Raw genomic sequence first — 16732 nt, 5'->3', positions numbered from 1 at the left:
GCCGTTTGACCTTAATAGTCAATAGCAATGACTACCTAATTTTCGCCACTAATGATTCGAAACGCTTCACATCTTTTGTTTCACCCGCAACAGTTAACACATCACCCACTTGAATCAGCTCATCAGGTTCTGGCGTGATAATAACACGGTCTTCTGAACGGATAGCTATGATATTTAAACCATAAGTTTTCCTAATATCAATGTCTTCTATTGTTTTATTAGCAAAGCGCAAACTAACAATTTTGATTTCTCCCAATGAATATTTATCCCCTAGATCAATAAAATTAAGTAGGTTAGGGGTCATCAATTGTTCAGCCAAACGGTGGGCCATTTCATTTTCAGGTCTGACAACCTGGTCAGCACCAACCTTATCCAGTACGCGTGCATGCAAATTAGTTTCAGCTTTAGCAATCACATGACGAACACCATTGTCCTTCAATAGAATGGTTGTCAAAATTGAAGCTTGTTGATTATGACCAATCGCTACCACAACATGGTCGAAACTGGCCAAATCTAAATCACGCAAAGCATCCTCATCCTGAGCATCCGCAATGACCGCATGAGTTGCAATATCCATATAACTTTCAACCAACGTTGGGTCTTTATCAATTGCTAAAACCTCTTGATCAGCGTCTATTAGCGATTCTAGTAATGAGCTCCCAAAACGGCCCAAACCAATAATCGCATATGTCTGTTTCATATCGGTAACCTCTCAATTTTTCTTTAATTTATTCTATCACTAATGGTATCGAGACTATAAATTTAAATAGCTTGATTAACCTAAAAATAAGCTTTAAAATTAGCTATGTTCAATTATGAACTTTTCATGAACTTTGTGTGAAGTCTTATATATAGGACAAAATTTAATATTATATAGGGAGTTTTAGGACAGTTATGAGTACTTTTTCACGAACTGCAACATTGTTTTCAACAGTTGTTCTTGGAAGTATGCTAGCAACGACAACTGTTTCAAGTGTTAACACCGTTGTTAACGCTTCCGAAACAGAGACGACGCAAGCTGCTACCACCAAAAAGAATTACGCTTTGAAAATTTTGCAGGGGGACAAAGATGCAACTTCGACTGCATCACAGTTTTATCTAGACACTATTTCATTGGAGAAGCAGGCTAATGGTAATTACTATGCCTACTTAACTTCAAATACACCAGTTAATCTAGGTGATAAGCCTATTTCGAGTGAGGATACCCAGCACCAAGTTGTTGAAATGGGCACCACCGAAAAAAATGGGCATAACCAGACAGTTTATCGTCTAACTTTGACAGCCGATGAATTGGCTAGTGGTCAACCTATCAAAACGAAGGTTCACGTTAAGCTTGATGCGATGGATTATGATCATAAATACGATATTCGCCTAGCAATTCAAGGATTTAAGCCAGAAACGGCTGCTAGCTCTAGCGCTAACACAAGTTCTTCTTCAAGCTCAGTTAGTTCCGCTAGCTCAGAAAGCTCTTCAGTAAATTCTTCTGAAGTAAGTTCAAGTTCTTCAATTGCTGATTCAAGCACAACCACGAGCGTCGCACCTTCTAGCTCAAGTCAAACAAGCAGCAGCAATTCACAGTCATCTAATAATGATACAACTTCATCAAGTGTCGTGGCTGATGATAAAGCAAAAAGTACTGACACTAATTCATCAACTGTTAATGCCGAAGACAAGAGTGATTCGTCAACAGGATCAACAGTTAACGATACTGCTAAACAAAGTAACCTAAAGACAGGTGACTACAAAATTGCGGTCAGCCCTGATAGCCAGATGGATAAATTCTTCGCCAAGGAATTCAACGTTAAAGTTGGTGAGTCAACTAGTGTGGTTAGTGTGACTTACCAAGTTCCCGACATGATGAAGATGATTCCATCAGTCACTTTTGATGGTCAGACAAACTCAGTTGTTGATAACGCAACAACCGTTGACTTCACTATCCCAACTAAGGATTTGACGCCTGACAAAGATGGTAAAGTGACTTTGGCATCATTCACTAGTGTACCAATGAGTCCAAGTAAGGGTTATAACTCAAATATTACTTTTGATATGACCCCCGCACTTGCTGGTACAACAAGTGATAGTAACAGTTCATATAGCTCATCATCAGAATCAACGGCAGCATCTGACAAAGACATCTTGCAAGACGGCACTTATTCTATTAATTATAATGTCTACAAGTCAGGTACAACTACTGATTCAACGATGAAGACCTATATGAAGTCACCGGCAAACATTACCGTTAAAAATGATCAAGCAACGATCAAATTTGCAACGCAAAACGATGCTATGTCAATGATGAAGGAGTTTTCGATCAACGGCACCACCGCCAAAGCTGATGGTGATGATTGGGTCATAACTGTTCCTATTTCTGAATTATCAAAGACAATGAAATCCGACATGACGATTTACGTTGCCGCAATCGACTTCACTGAAAAGCCAAGCGCAGATATTGTCTTTGATATGAGTAGTACTAAGAAAACCAGTCCTGACAAAGATAGTAACAGTTCTTCTAGTGCTTCATCTTCAAGTAAGGACCGTTCTAACTCATCTTCTAGCCAAGTAAGCTCAAGTTCTACCAGTTCTTCTCATGATTCGAGCGTTTCATCTTCAAGTCAAACCAGCTCTAGTTCTGCTAGCTCTTCTAGCCAAGTAGATTCAAAAACTGATATTACCAAAGATGGTAAGTATTCTGTAAACTATGCTATCTACAAGTCTGGTACTAAAACTGATTCGACGATGAAGACCTACATGAAATCGCCGGCTAAAATCGCGGTTAAGGATGGTAAGGCAACTATTACCTTCGCAACAAAGAACGATGCTATGTCGATGATGAAGGCCTTTTCTGTTAATGGTACGAACGCTAAAGCTGACGGCAATAATTGGGTAGTAACCGTGCCTGTTTCTGACCTGTCAAAGACAATGAAGTCTAAGATGACAATTTATGTTCCTCAAATGGACTTCACTGAAAAGCCAAGTGCAGATATTGTCTTTGATATGAGCAGTGTTAAGAAGACGGGTGACAATGGTGATGGTAATGCTTCTAGTTCAAGTTCAAGTTCATCTTCTAGCCAAGCTAGCTCTTCTAGTGCATCCCATTCATCAAGTGCTTCGTCTTCAAATCAGGAAAGTTCAAGTTCTGCTAGTTCTTCTCATGCTTCAAGCGTTTCATCTTCTAGTCAGGCCAGCTCAAGTTCTGCCAGCTCTTCTAGCCAAAAAGATACTAAAGCTGACATTACCAAAGATGGTAAGTATTCTGTAAACTATGCTATCTACAAGTCTGGTACCAAGACTGATTCAGCAATGAAACGTTACATGAAGTCATCAGCTAAAGTTGCTGTTAAGGATGGCAAAGCAACCATTACCTTTGCAACAAAGAATGATGCTATGTCAATGATGAAGGCATTTTCTGTTAACGATAAAAACGCTAAAGCTGATGGTGATAATTGGGTCGTAACGGTCCCCGTTTCTGACCTATCAAAAACGATGAAGTCTAAGATGACAGTTTACGTCTCTCAAATAGACTTTACCGAACATCCAAGTGCAGACATTGTCTTTGATATGAGTAGTGTTAAGAAGACGGGTGACATTGGTAGTGGTAGTTCTTCTAGTTCAAGTTCTGCTGCTAGCCAAGCTAGTGATTCTAGTGCGTCTCATTCATCAAGCGCATCATCTTCAAGCCAGACCAGCTCAAGTTCTGCCAGTTCTTCTAGCCAAAAAGATTCAAAGGCTGATATCACCAAAGATGGTAAGTATTCTATAAACTACGCTATTTACAAATCTGGTACCAAAACTGATTCAACGATGAAGACTTACATGAAGTCGCCAGCAAATATTACTGTTAAAAGTGGTAAAGCAACCATCACGTTTGCAACAAAGAATAATGCCATGTCAATGATGAAGGCATTTTCGGTGAATGGCGTCACTGCTAAGGCAAGTGGTAATAATTGGACAGTAACTGTCCCTGTTTCTGCATTATCAAATAAACTGAAAGCTAGTATGACGATTTATGTTTCTGATTTAAACTTCACAGAGAAGCCAAATGCTGACATAGTCTTTGATATGAATAGTATCAAGAAGGGTGCCACCGATAATGGTGATGGCACTAATGATTCTTCTCATACAGGATCAACTGCCAATAAAATCAATACTGGTACTGCCTTATCAAAAAGCCCTCAAACGCTTGTTCCAAATGCAACTTTGCATCAACTAACGATTTTGCAAGGTAATAGTAATAGCACCTCAGTTGCTGCCCAATACTTCTTGCCAACCATTCAATTGGTTAAGAATAGTAACGGCTCATATACCGGTTATGTCACAACTCATACGCCAACAATGATGGGTTCAGCACCAATCTCATTTATGGATGGTACTCATCAAGTTAAACGCGTAAGTAACATTAAAACTGGTAACTACTACCAAGCAACTTACAAGTTCTCATTATCAGCAAACGAAGTGAAAGCACCAATCAACACAAAGATTCATGTACACTTCACAGCGCCATTGAACTATAACCATACTTACACGATTCGTTTAGTTATTGGTCGTGCGCTGAACAATGCTAGTGAGGCAACCCAACCAACAACTGGTTTGCCAAACATGTCTGGTGACACAATGACGATGCCATTGAACAACAGTGTTTCACGTGGAACATTCGACCCAGCCGCAACAGGCACATTTGAAAATAATGATGCTAATGCTGAGCAACAGGCCGATGAAATGACTGATAAGAAGGCTAATAAAGAGGCTAATTCAGATAAAAAAGCTACCGTTAAATCTGGTACAAATGTTGCCAAGAATGCCAAAGCTGATCAAAAAGATAACTCAACTCAACGTAATGTCCTTATTATCGCTGGTGGTATTATTGCTGCTGCCTTAGGATATGTTGGTGTATCACTATTGACCAACTTCTTTAAGAAGGGGTAAGTAGATGACTAACAGAAAATATTTACGCTATCTATTAAGTACCTTTGCATTGCTACTATTTATGTTTGGTATACAATTACCAGTTCATGCTGAATCATATAACGTACCGATGCAGGTACTGGAGAATGGTTCATCAAATACATCCTATGCGGCCGCTTACTTTGCAAAATCTGCAACAGTAACTCCAACTGGGAACGGTAGTTATAATGTCACATCGTCAGTTACAACCCAAAAGGACCTTGGTAATTATCCTGTACAAATCTTGAATATTGACGGCGCTGGTGCTAACGTTTCACGAAGCGACTCAGGTGATTCACAAACCATCACCTATAGCTTCACAACAACGGACTTAAAAGCTCGTCATAATGCAGCGATTAAGGTTGATGTTAATAGTATTAACTACCATCATAACTATGTTGTTGGTTTATCACTTGATGCCTCAGCAGTACCTGCTGCAGTATCATCAAGTTCATCTGCATCTAGTCAAGCTTCAAGTTCAAGTAGTCAATCGGCCAGTTCACAAGCCACGAGCTCAACTGAAATTGCAAGTAGTTCTAGCGTAACTGAAGCAAGCCAAAGTTCTGAGCCAGCTACTAGTTCTAGTGAAACGAGCAAGTCAGCTACAAGTAAGAGCAGCCAAAAAGCTACAAAACAAGTGACCAAAGAAACTCACCAAAATAAGGATAAGCAATTGCCTGTCGCTGCTATCGTCGGTGGTGGACTAGCAATTGGTGTTATTCTTGGGTTAGTAATTAATCTAAAAAAGAAGTAATTATCCTATGCGAAAACAACAAAAAGTATTAACCATTTTGTTGGTCATACTATTAATTATTAGTGCTGGTTGGGTTTGGTTAATGATGCGTCCAACTCATAACACAACGACCACTTCAAAACGAATCGTTGTGACAACCAATGCACAGGCGCAAATATTTAACCAACTAGATATACCTTTAGTTGGTGTCCCAACGCCTGGTGATCAGCAATCGCTCCCTAAGCAATATCGTGATTTACCGCAAGTTGGTAATCACGTTGCCCCAAATTTGGAGAAAATTGGTCAGTTAAAACCCGACTTGGTCTATTTGGATGCTGCTATTGCTTCAGACTATCAACAAAAACTAGACAGTGATGATATTAAGCATAAACAATTGAAGTTTGATACACTATCAGACCTCAAATCAGCGGTGACTTCTCTGGGTAAGACTTACCATAAAGATGCTGCTGCTAAAAAGCTAAATCAATCTCTGTCATTGCCACAACAACATCCCAAGAAACAACAAAATGTCTTGTTATTAATGGGGATGCCTGGTGGTTCATTCTTAGTTGGTACAAAGCATAGTTATGTTGGTGACTTAATTAACCAAGCTGGTGGTAACGTTGTTGGGTCAGGTTCAAGTCCATTTGTTTCTATGAATGCTGAACAAGTTGCGCAATCACAACCAACGGTTATCATTACAATGGCTCACGCAATGCCCGACAGTGTCTTTAAGAATTTTGATAGCTTGTTTAAACAATCAACCTGGCAAAACGTTCCGGCTGTTAAAGAAGGGCATGTTTACCGTGCTAAGGAGTCAAAATTCAGCATGACGGCCAATTTAAATGCACCTGAAGCTTATCAACAAATTCGGACTTGGCTCAAAAAGTAGGAGGAGACAATGTCCAAATATTATCGATTTATTTTGGCCATCTTAGTGATTGTCAGCATCCTAATTGCATTGGTTGTCGGCAGCACCCCGGTTTCGCTAGTAAAAGTCATGCAAGGAAATCATGACACTTGGCAATTAATTATTAATTACCGTTTACCGCGAATTCTAGTCACTGTGATTAGCGGTTCCCTGATTGGTATCAGCGGACTACTACTGCAAAGCGTTTTACGAAACCAACTCGTTGATACTTCAATTCTAGGAATTATGAATGGTAGTCAATTTTTGCTCATTGCTTTCCTGGTTTTTTTACCTAATTTGCTGAACAGCAATGTTTTACTTGGTAGCTTTGCCGGATTAGTGTTAACGACTATCTGGTTCATTGTCTTACCTAAACAGCAACCACCGTTACGGTTGATTCTGCTGGGTATTGCAACGGCAATGACTTTCCAAGCATTAACAAATATTACCAGCGAAGGTTTAGGTGTGCCATTGCCATCGCTAAGCACAGTCAGCTGGCCACAAGTCATGCAGCTGATTATGGTAACCATTATTGGTTGGATTCTGATTATCTTTGTTTGGTCAAATTTGAAATATTTTGCACTCCCTTCTCGCCAAGTAAAACTACTTGGAATTTCAGAAGAAAAAACAATTTGGTTCGTCCTACTAGCCATTGGCTTGTGGACCGGGGCTTTAACCAGCCTCATCGGGATTGTTTTTTTCCTAGGTGCTATCTTGCCAGAAATTGCTCGCTTTATGAGTCCAAAACAAAAAAGTCAGCATTTACTCTGGCCAACCGCCTTATGGGGAAGCTTACTATTACTAAATGCTGACACGATTGCACGGACAGTGTTGGCACCTAAAGAATTGCCAACTAGTGCTATCTTGTTAGCAATCAGTGGTCCATTATTTGGCTTAATGTTAATCAAAGGAGGTCGCCATGCTCGACATTGATCATCTATCTTTTAGCCGTGGTCAACATAAATTATTAGATAATGTGTCAGCGCGACTGCCTGCACATCAGATCACAGCATTGATTGGTCCAAACGGTGTTGGTAAATCAACCTTAATTCAACTATTAACAGCAGAGTTATTACCTGATAGTGGTTCAGTAATTAGTCAGGCAAAGCATGTTGCCGTATTATCACAACACAATCAGTTATATGAACCTTTGACTGTTCGTGAATTACTACAACTTAGCCAAGCAACCATGGATGAGGAATTGATTGAAGCTTTACAGCTAACACCTTTACTAGACCGCAGTATGTTTGATTTATCTGGTGGACAGCAACAGCTTGCCTGGTTAGGGTTTGTTTTACAACAACAACCAGATCTATTAATTTTAGATGAGCCAACAACGTTCTTAGACCTACATTTTCAAGAATTGTTCCTAAAAACGTTGCAACGGCTACAAGAAAAGCGACAAATGACCGTGTTAATGGTGCTGCATGATTTAAACCAAGCATTTCGCTACAGCCATCATATTTGGTTATTACGCCGTACTGCTGATTTGGTCAGTGAATCAGCTGCACTGATGCATAATCAAATTGATTTGCTTTCTGAAGCCTTTGAGACGCCATTGCAATTAATAAAAACGCCTAATCAGACGATTATTCAACCAAAATAGGTTTGTTATCTGTATGGCACAAAAAGCACTAATGGACACGATACTATTTCGTCCATTAGTGTTTTTTATTTTATACTAGGAATTTATTAATAGTTAAGTATATAAAAATGTTACAATATCCCCAAAGAGGAGGGATTAGATGATTGATTGGAAATATGGGACATATATGACAATTTGGTGGATTATATTATTAGCTACTTATATCAGCACTAAGGGACTCACTAATAATTTTGGCTGGTCATTCTTAGCGCTATGTATAGCAGGGCTGATAGTAATAGTCGCCAGCTATTTTTACGAGCGTGAACATCCCCAATTTAAAGATAAAGACAGAATATCGACAGTTAATCACTTACGGGGAATTTGGATAGTATTTATTTTAGTAGTTTATCTAGTTGTTGAACTAACGGTGCCTAATTTAAGTAACATAGCTGTCCTTATTGTCATCGCACTCGCTCAGATAGTACCAGCGTTCTTCACCAAATACACCAACTCAAAACCTGACAAGAATTAAACGATAAGGGTTAAAATGACACCATCATTGTTACATTGAAGCTTCATTTTTTGAAGCGTTTTTATGCTATAAGCCTAATAATTTAGTACATTTTTAGAATAAAGAGGTTGGCACATTTTATTTTGCGCCAACCTCTTTACGTTTTAAACAATTTCGTACACATTTTAATCATCAACAACTATGCCAAACGCTTTTCTAACATCGTTTGCACAATCGTCATTAGCCAGCAGAAAAAACAATATAAAATCGCAATCGTGATATAAATCGTCATATAATCCTGGTCAGCACCAGCAATAATTTGCGCATTCATAAACATTTCACTAACTGTAATCATGGCAGCTAGTGAGGTCCCTTTAAATAAATCGAGTAAAATATTCCCAAGTGCCGGGATAGAAATCCGGAAAACTTGCGGGAAAATCACTTTTCTAACCGTTTTACGATAGGGTAAACCTAACGAATACGTTGCGTCCCATTGACCCTGGCCAACAGCCAAAAATGACGAACGGTAAACTTCTGAGACGAAGGCGCTACTACTAACTGTAAAGGCAATCACCGCCGCCGGAAAAGCAGCTGTTTCAAACCCGAAGTAGATCACAAATAAAATCACCAACATTGGCACGCCACGCATAAACGAAATAAAACTACGGGCTGCCCAATGTAAAATTTTAAAATGGCTAAGTTGTGCCAAAGTAAGCAATAGACCTAAGAGCAGCGCTAAGCCAAAGCTGACGATTGTTAGGCCGAATGAAATTGGAAAACCAGCTAAAATTGATGGAATTAATGAAATAGCTAGCGGTGCATCAAAGAAATTAGGAATTGAAAGATACTGTAAAAATGCCATCAGCACTTCCCTTAGTCCTTAATCGTAAAATTCTTTGAAATATGAACATTTGGCTTCTTAGTCACATCTGCATCATAAAATTTTTCAGACAAATCCTTTAACGTGCCATCTTTTTTGAGGGATGCCAGCGCCTTATTTACTTGCTTGGCAAGCTTTTTATTATCCTTTTTCATCAAAATTCCAGTACCTGAGCCATCATCTTTCGTTTTAAAATACATGTTTTTCTTAATTTTTAGATCATTATTAGGAACCGCTTTTAAGGCAAGTTTTTGTAGATAATAATCGTTCATAATGAAATCAGTACGCCCATTTTTAACATCACGGAGGTAGACATCATTTGAAACATTATTGTAGTTAACCGTCTTCGCATCAAGTTGTTTGGCTAAACGCTGGTAACTTGTACCCGCTTCACCAGCAGCTTTTTTACCCTTGATATCATCCCAAGAATTGATTCCCGAGCTATCACTTTTACGAACAATAATACTGTTAAACGAGTGCTTGTATGGGGTTGAGAGCCGATATGATTTCTTACGTTGTGGCGAAATACCAATATCATTAGCTGCCATATCAACCTTGCCCGTTTTGACAGCCGTTAGTTGACCGTCGACATTCAACTGCTTAAATTCAACTTTGCGTCCCATTTTTTTGGCCACAGCACGAACTACTTCGATATCATAACCCGTTAACTTTTTCGACTTTGAGTCATGATATGAAGTCGGATACAGTGTCCCCGACGTCGCGACTTTCAGTGTCGCCTTATCCGCTGAATTACTGCTCACTTTTTGGCTATATCCCACTGTTAATAACCCCGCAGCAGCTATTGTTGCGACTCCCACTACCAAACTAACTTTTTTCTTAACCATATGCCTTACTCCTTTTTGGAAACGCTTTCATTTATCAGTATAGAGGGCATATCTTGCTTTTTCAAGAAAATAAAAAAGTTATCTTTTTAAGTCACAAAACCATATATAAAAAAGCTCAAATCCTACAATTTTAGGTAAGATTTGAGCTTTTTATATCATTCAGATATTTAATCATTCGTCAGCAATTTGTGTTAAATATTGGTGACTCGCCATCATTTCTTGGCAATTTCCTTGATCAGCCAAATTAATTTCATAAATTCGACTAGCTGCTGGATTTAATTCACCAATCACGCGCTGCCAGTCTACCAATCCAGTCCCTAATGGCAGACTATCATGGTCTTTACCCATCGAATCAACTAAATGATAATGTTTCACTTGTGGGTTGAGATGTTTTAGGCTCGCAATTAGTGCGTCATTATCAGCCTGGACCGAAATAAAGGCATGGCTAACATCAAATGCCAAGGGGAGGTCGGCTTGAATAATCCTGTCTTCAAATGTTGGATCACCATACCAGTAAACTGGTGAAATCCCATTCTCAAAAACAACATTTTCGGGCGCAATCTCTCTTAACCGTGACATGGCATCAAACACTGCATCTTGTGCTGTCGCAATTGTTGGCCATTGGGTCATAATATCACTTGTCGCAGATTTATAAGCCCCATGGACTAATGCATAACTATTAGTTTGTGCCGCCAACTTGATTAAACGCTCAGCACTTTGGATAACAAATCGATACAATTCTGGATTGATTGCTGGATTAGTATATAACTCGCAACGTTGATCATGCCATTTCATGGGATGATGAAAAACGATGTGGGGGACTTGATCACTAACATAAGCCACCATTTTTAATAAATGTTGCCAACCATCTCTTGTAAAGTCTTGATCTGTTAAATGAAATTCAAATACATCAGGATGATACTTTAATCGATCATCAATTTGATTCTTATTAGTGCTAGCCTTTAATCCTAACTGCATGACAGTACCTCCGTTCATTTTATAGTATACACTGTTTAAAAATGGACGATTATTAATTTGTGTCCAGTTATTTGGCTATACATGTTAAGCTTTTTAAAAATAAACGACTATGAACAGAGGTACTTTACATGCAAAGCATCCCCAAGTTATTTCATAAAAAACGAATTTGGTTACTTCTTTTATTTCTAATTTCTACGGCTGAATATCTATGGACATTATATATTAATCTCTATGGACCCGGGATTAACATAGCTTGGGGAGCAATTAATTTAGCCCTGTTAAACATTCTTCTATCATAAAGGTGTCGTTCTCAATTTTTTAAAAAACATACTTTTTAAGTGGTAGATATGAAAAATAAACTGTTAATACCTATAAATTTTATCTTCATATTAGTATTCGGAATAATAATTTCCATTAATTACTATAGACAGCAAGCAGAATATAAAATAACAACAATACAACCAAATGAATATCGCATAAACTTACAACAGACATATCCAATTAATAATGTCCAATTAAAGGCCCTCATGAAAGGGCAGTTTTCTCAAGCCTACTATATTTTTATTGGTTGTCCGACAAATCTTTATTCTCGAAAATTATCACCAGTTATTAAACAATTGTCACGGCAACAAACTGTCTACTATTTCAACACTGATAGATACTCATTGGACTCAGACTTACAACGGTTTATCTGTGATACAAATCATTTCGAAAAGAACACTTGCTTAATTCAAATACATCATGACAAACGTTATTTCATAAAATAAGCCTCAGGACATGGATCCATGTCGTGAGGCTTATTTGTCTAACTACTTTTATTCAAAATACGACTTCCAAGCCGTATTAATATTTTGTTTCTTAGTATCGTTACCCCAGAATGGTACCTTAACAACACCGAGTACTTTATCGTTATCTACAAATCCCCAATAACGAGAATCATTAGAAACCGTTCGGTGATCACCTAGTACAAAGTACTTACCAGCTGGTACTTTAACCGTCTTTTTGCCGGTCCAACCTTGTCGATCACCCAATTGCTTAAGTGATGACCAATTACCAACTTGGTTGACGTTGTTGGTAGCTGCTTGTTCTGATTCAGAAATGTAATCCTGATCAACAACTTTGCCATTTACTTTAAGAACACCGTCAACGGCACTAACCGTATCACCAGGTAATCCAATGACACGCTTCACATAATCCTTACTTTCAGTTGCGGTTGGATCTTCACCGTAAGCGTCAAAAACAACAACGCTACCACGATGAATCGTTTCTGTTTTTATTTTATCCGTCCTAAAAACAAAAACTCGTTCGCTATTGGTTAGATTTGGATCCATTGATGAGCCATCAACTTTAACCATGGTAAACCAAACAGACCTTACCCCAAAAGCGATAAGTAATCCGACCAAAATTGGAATAACCCAAGACATTATTTCACGAAATGCTTTCATGGGTACGCTCCTTATAAATATTATTATCAATGCTTAATTTTACCATAATTAATACTATAAGGGTTTTAAATTAAAAATAGATTAATCCATCAATCGTAAATAAAAATAGCCAGAACAAAGTATTGTACCTTCATTCTGACTATTTATTATTGATAATTAACGCTTATGACGCCGTACTGCTTTACGTATTGCACGTTGCTTAGCACGTTCAGCTTCTTTCTTTGCTTCACGTTCACGACGTATTTCAAATGGGTTTTGAATTGTCCAAGTTTGGGCAACTTGGAACGCATTTGAAATCACCCAGTAAAGTGATAGGGCAGAAGGCACTGAAATGGCAAAGATGAAAATCATAATTGGCATAACATATGTCATTGATGTTGTCATACCATTCTTTTCGGGCTGTCCCATCATCACTAAGTATGATGAAGCAAACGTAAACAAAGCTGCCAAGATTGGCAGGATGAAGTAAGGATCACGTTCTCCAAGTTGTACCCAGAAGAAAGTTCCCGTCTCCAACACTTTTGTCGTACGAATAGCCGTATACAAGGCAATCAAAATTGGCATTTGAACAAGTAGCGGAATAAAGCTAGCAAAAGGATTGACACCTGCATCTTTATACAGTTTCTTTTGTTCTGCTTGCATTGCCTGCATTGTTTCAGGATCACGACTTGAGTACTTTTGTTGTAACTTCTTTAACTCAGGTCCAATTTCTTGCATTTTGCGCATTGATCCCGTTTGATAAACCATCAAAGGTAGGATCAATAAACGAATCAGTACGGTGAAAATAATGATTCCAAAACCATAGTTATCACCAAACCAAGCTGATACACCTAAAATTGAACGTGAGAAGTTAGCAATAATGATACCACGCCAGAAACTGTCGCCTGCGACATGTCCATCATACATCACTGCTGCAATAACCATAATCAATAATGCAACAAGTGCTGTAATTGCCGAACGCATTGTAAACATTTTTCTAAGAGTCTGCATTCGTTCTCTCCATATTATAGTAGTTTTTTATTTCGTTTCCTCATCAACAAAAACATTTGCTAACTTAAAAACGTGTTCTAAATTCTTTTTGATGATCGCCATGTCTTGATCATGTGCCGATGGACGTGCAATAACTAAAATATCAATATCCGAACGCATTTTTGGCTTAAATTCCAAAACACTTTGACGAATACGACGTTTTACCCACACACGCTCATGACCACGTAGACCCACTTTTTTAGAAATAGAAATTCCTAGACGAAAGTGGGTCGGTTGTTCACGCGTCATTGTGTAAACAATAAACATTTTATTTGCGACCGAGTGATGCTGTTCAAAAACTAATTGAAAATCAGCTTCTTTTTTTACACGGTAACTCTTACGCATTTGTTTTTGCTCCAAACTTTTTCACGACAAAAGAAAACGCACGAATCAGCCAAAAAGCCGACTCATGCGCGATCATTATCAGTAATCCTAATAGAAGGCCTGACCTAATTAGGCTGACAATACCTTGCGGCCCTTTTGGCGGCGACGTGCTAGCACCTTGCGACCGTTACTAGTGTTCATGCGCTTGCGGAAACCATGTACGCGTTCGCGGTGACGCTTCTTAGGTTGGTATGTACGCTTCATATGAATACACCTCCCATTCGTAGTTAGATTTGGCCTGCGGTTGGCAAGGCCAAACCACAATTCGTATTCAATTGTACCATCACAAATTAACCAAATCAAGAATATTAAGCATTTTATGCTTTCTTAAGTACTTTTAAACTGAAAAAATAGCATGATCACCAACTGCCTTTAAAAAAATTTTATATTTTATATAATTATCTTTTTCCAAAAGTTTTCCAAAATCTAACAGAGAGTTATGTTAATAAAAATAATTAACATAACGGAGCGTTACATGAGTTTTCCCCATAATCCACAGTTTATCCACATGTTCCACATATCGGGAAAACCAACCACTGATTACCCTGTGGATATGTGCATAACTAATTTATAAACTATTATGACAAGCTTTGGTTGTTAACAACTGCTTGTATATTTCTCTATTTTCCCCTAAGTTATCCAAAATTTCCAGAATTGGCCTAAAAATTTGTTTCACATCCAGTTGATAACTCATATTTAGATTTCCACAGCCTGTGAATCTACCGAATTGTTACCTAAAGTGGTGTAAATCATTAATATAACAAGCATATTCCTTGTGGAAAACTTATCCACATACTGATAAAATGAAATTTGTCGAATTGTGCTATTTATGAAAATAAATTCAGCAAACGTCCTGTGGAAAACCCACAAAATATATAAAAATTTTAAAGGAGGTTACCAAATGGATCCTATCCAACTTTGGAACGCCATTAAAGAAGAGCTACGTCAAACAATCTCGCAAGGCTTTTCATATACAAATTACGTTGATACGCTCAAACCATTGCAACTGGTTGAAAACGAAAATAATACGGTAACCTTACAGTTAACCACCGCATACGAACAAGTTGCATCAGAATGGTTGAACGCAAGTAGTTCGTATTACCAAGCTTTCATGCAAGCCGCCATGACTGCGACGCTAAAGTTAACGGGACAACCAACATTCATCATTCCTTCAGTAACATATGTTTCGCCAACACCAACAACATTATTTGACTTACCAGAAGATAAAGATGAAGAAAAAGAGCAACAACAAAGCAAAGACAGTTTGGCATCTGAATTTGTAACCCAATCAATTCTCAATCCAGAATTCCGCTTCGAAACATTTGTTTCTTCTGATGAAAACCGGGAAGCCTATGCTGTTGCACAAGCAGTAGCCGATAAACCAGGTACACAATGGAATCCACTTCTTATATATGGTGGCGTTGGTTTGGGTAAAACCCACTTGATGCAAGCAATTGGTAACAAAGTATTAGAACGTACGCCTGATGCAAACGTCAAATTTATTACAACCGAAGATTTCATCAATGACTTTACTGAAGCACTACGTCGTGGCCAAAAAGAAACCGAAGCTTTTAAACGCGAATACCGATCAACCGATTTACTTATGGTCGATGATGTGCAGTTCTTGGCTGGTAAAGAAAAAATACAAGAAGAGTTTTTCAATACATTTAATGCAATAACTCGTGAAAACCACCAAATTGTCCTCACATCTGATAAATTACCAAAAGAAATTCCTGGACTAGAAATGCGACTAGTTACTCGTTTCGGTCAAGGATACTCAGCAAATATTACCAAGCCTGACTTACCAACACGTGTTGCTATTTTGAGAAACAAGTCTGATCTCGAAAATCTCAGCATTCCAAATGATGTTATCGATGAAATCGCGGCTGCCGTAGATACCAACGTTCGTGATCTAGAAGGTGTGTTCAACCAAGTTGTTGGAAAAATGCGTTTTTCAAATGTACCGATTACAGTTGAAACTGCCCGTACAATATTAGAAGCCATGAACTTCAAACGACAACGTGCGATTACCATTCCAATCATTCAAGAAGCAGTCGCTAAGTTCTTTAACGTCACTGTTCAAGATCTAAATGGTAAAAAGCGTAATAAGGAAATTGTTGTCCCACGCCAAATTGCAATGTATATTGCCCGCGAACTAACACAGGATTCCTTACCTCAAATCGGTCGTTCATTTGGTGGCAAGGACCATACAACAGTCATGCATTCTACTGAAAAAATTGAAAATGCCATCGAAAATGATAGTATTTTAGCTGAACAAGTACAAAACATTCGTGAAGAATTGAACAATGGGTAAGAAATGACGTTGTGAATAATTCACTAACTATCCAAAAGTTATCCACAGGTTTCTATACATAGACCAATCCGTGGTGTAATGGTATAGATTATGGTTATCCACAATTTCCACACCCCTTATTACTATTATTATCTTTTTTATTTATAATTAAGTAAGGCATTACGCACTTCATAATTA

General features: G+C 38.2%; 15 protein-coding genes. 7 read left to right on the top strand and 8 right to left on the bottom strand.

The window, feature by feature from the left end:
- Positions 1-31: 31 nt before the first annotated feature.
- Entirely contained in the window at positions 32-700 is a 669-nt protein-coding gene (locus FFM62_RS01870) for a potassium channel family protein (protein WP_115470581.1), read from the bottom strand.
- A gap of 194 nt (positions 701-894) precedes the next feature.
- Here FFM62_RS01870 and FFM62_RS01865 point away from each other — a divergent pair, with 194 nt between their 5' ends.
- From FFM62_RS01865 to FFM62_RS01840, 6 genes are all read left to right on the top strand, one after another.
- Positions 895-4923 carry an NEAT domain-containing protein gene (locus tag FFM62_RS01865; RefSeq protein ID WP_115470580.1) on the top strand — a complete coding sequence of 1343 codons (4029 nt, stop codon included), beginning with the start codon at positions 895-897 and terminating at the stop codon, positions 4921-4923.
- Positions 4924-4927: 4 nt separating this feature from the next.
- Positions 4928-5695, top strand: a complete 768-nt coding sequence (locus FFM62_RS01860; protein WP_115470579.1) for an NEAT domain-containing protein — start codon at positions 4928-4930, stop codon at positions 5693-5695.
- A 7-nt stretch (positions 5696-5702) separates the two neighbouring features.
- Positions 5703-6566, top strand: coding sequence for an ABC transporter substrate-binding protein (locus tag FFM62_RS01855; RefSeq protein ID WP_115470578.1), 864 nt, complete (start codon positions 5703-5705; stop codon positions 6564-6566).
- A gap of 9 nt (positions 6567-6575) precedes the next feature.
- A complete protein-coding gene (locus tag FFM62_RS01850; protein ID WP_115470577.1) occupies positions 6576-7517 on the top strand; it encodes a FecCD family ABC transporter permease in 942 nt (313 codons plus the stop codon).
- Entirely contained in the window at positions 7504-8190 is a 687-nt protein-coding gene (locus tag FFM62_RS01845; protein ID WP_115470576.1) for an ABC transporter ATP-binding protein, read from the top strand. Before FFM62_RS01850 ends, FFM62_RS01845 begins: the two co-directional genes overlap by 14 nt.
- A 139-nt stretch (positions 8191-8329) precedes the next feature.
- Complete coding sequence (locus FFM62_RS01840) at positions 8330-8701, top strand: hypothetical protein (protein ID WP_115470575.1); 372 nt, start codon at positions 8330-8332, stop codon at positions 8699-8701.
- 178 nt (positions 8702-8879) lie between these two features.
- On the opposite strand, the gene FFM62_RS01835 is transcribed toward FFM62_RS01840, so the two are convergent.
- From FFM62_RS01835 to rpmH, 7 genes are all read right to left on the bottom strand, one after another.
- Complete coding sequence (locus FFM62_RS01835; RefSeq protein ID WP_115470574.1) at positions 8880-9542, bottom strand: amino acid ABC transporter permease; 663 nt, start codon at positions 9540-9542, stop codon at positions 8880-8882.
- An 11-nt stretch (positions 9543-9553) separates the two neighbouring features.
- On the bottom strand, positions 9554-10405 hold the full coding sequence (locus FFM62_RS01830; protein WP_115470573.1) for a transporter substrate-binding domain-containing protein: 852 nt from the start codon (positions 10403-10405) through the stop codon (positions 9554-9556).
- Between the two features lie 171 nt (positions 10406-10576).
- The gene (locus FFM62_RS01825; RefSeq protein WP_165845869.1) at positions 10577-11383 is read right to left on the bottom strand and encodes a TIM barrel protein; all 807 of its coding nucleotides are present in this window, start codon (positions 11381-11383) and stop codon (positions 10577-10579) included.
- Between the two features lie 815 nt (positions 11384-12198).
- Entirely contained in the window at positions 12199-12828 is a 630-nt protein-coding gene (gene lepB, locus FFM62_RS01820; RefSeq protein WP_115470570.1) for a signal peptidase I, read from the bottom strand.
- Between the two features lie 156 nt (positions 12829-12984).
- Complete coding sequence (locus FFM62_RS01815; RefSeq protein WP_115470569.1) at positions 12985-13818, bottom strand: YidC/Oxa1 family membrane protein insertase; 834 nt, start codon at positions 13816-13818, stop codon at positions 12985-12987.
- Positions 13819-13845: 27 nt separating this feature from the next.
- Positions 13846-14202: a ribonuclease P protein component gene (gene rnpA, locus FFM62_RS01810; protein WP_075270587.1), complete on the bottom strand. Its 357-nt coding sequence runs from the start codon at positions 14200-14202 to the stop codon at positions 13846-13848.
- A gap of 108 nt (positions 14203-14310) precedes the next feature.
- Positions 14311-14445, bottom strand: coding sequence for a 50S ribosomal protein L34 (rpmH, locus tag FFM62_RS01805; protein ID WP_075270588.1), 135 nt, complete (start codon positions 14443-14445; stop codon positions 14311-14313).
- Between the two features lie 697 nt (positions 14446-15142).
- On the opposite strand from rpmH, the gene dnaA reads away from it, so the two are divergent.
- Positions 15143-16555, top strand: coding sequence for a chromosomal replication initiator protein DnaA (gene dnaA / locus FFM62_RS01800; protein WP_115470568.1), 1413 nt, complete (start codon positions 15143-15145; stop codon positions 16553-16555).
- The last annotated feature ends 177 nt before the right edge of the window (positions 16556-16732 follow it).

It is taken from the genome of Weissella thailandensis, from assembly GCF_005405465.1.
Classification (GTDB): domain Bacteria; phylum Bacillota; class Bacilli; order Lactobacillales; family Lactobacillaceae; genus Weissella; species Weissella thailandensis.
The sequence above is the reverse complement of the archived record's forward strand: the minus strand, read 5'-3'. Positions and strand labels throughout refer to the sequence as shown.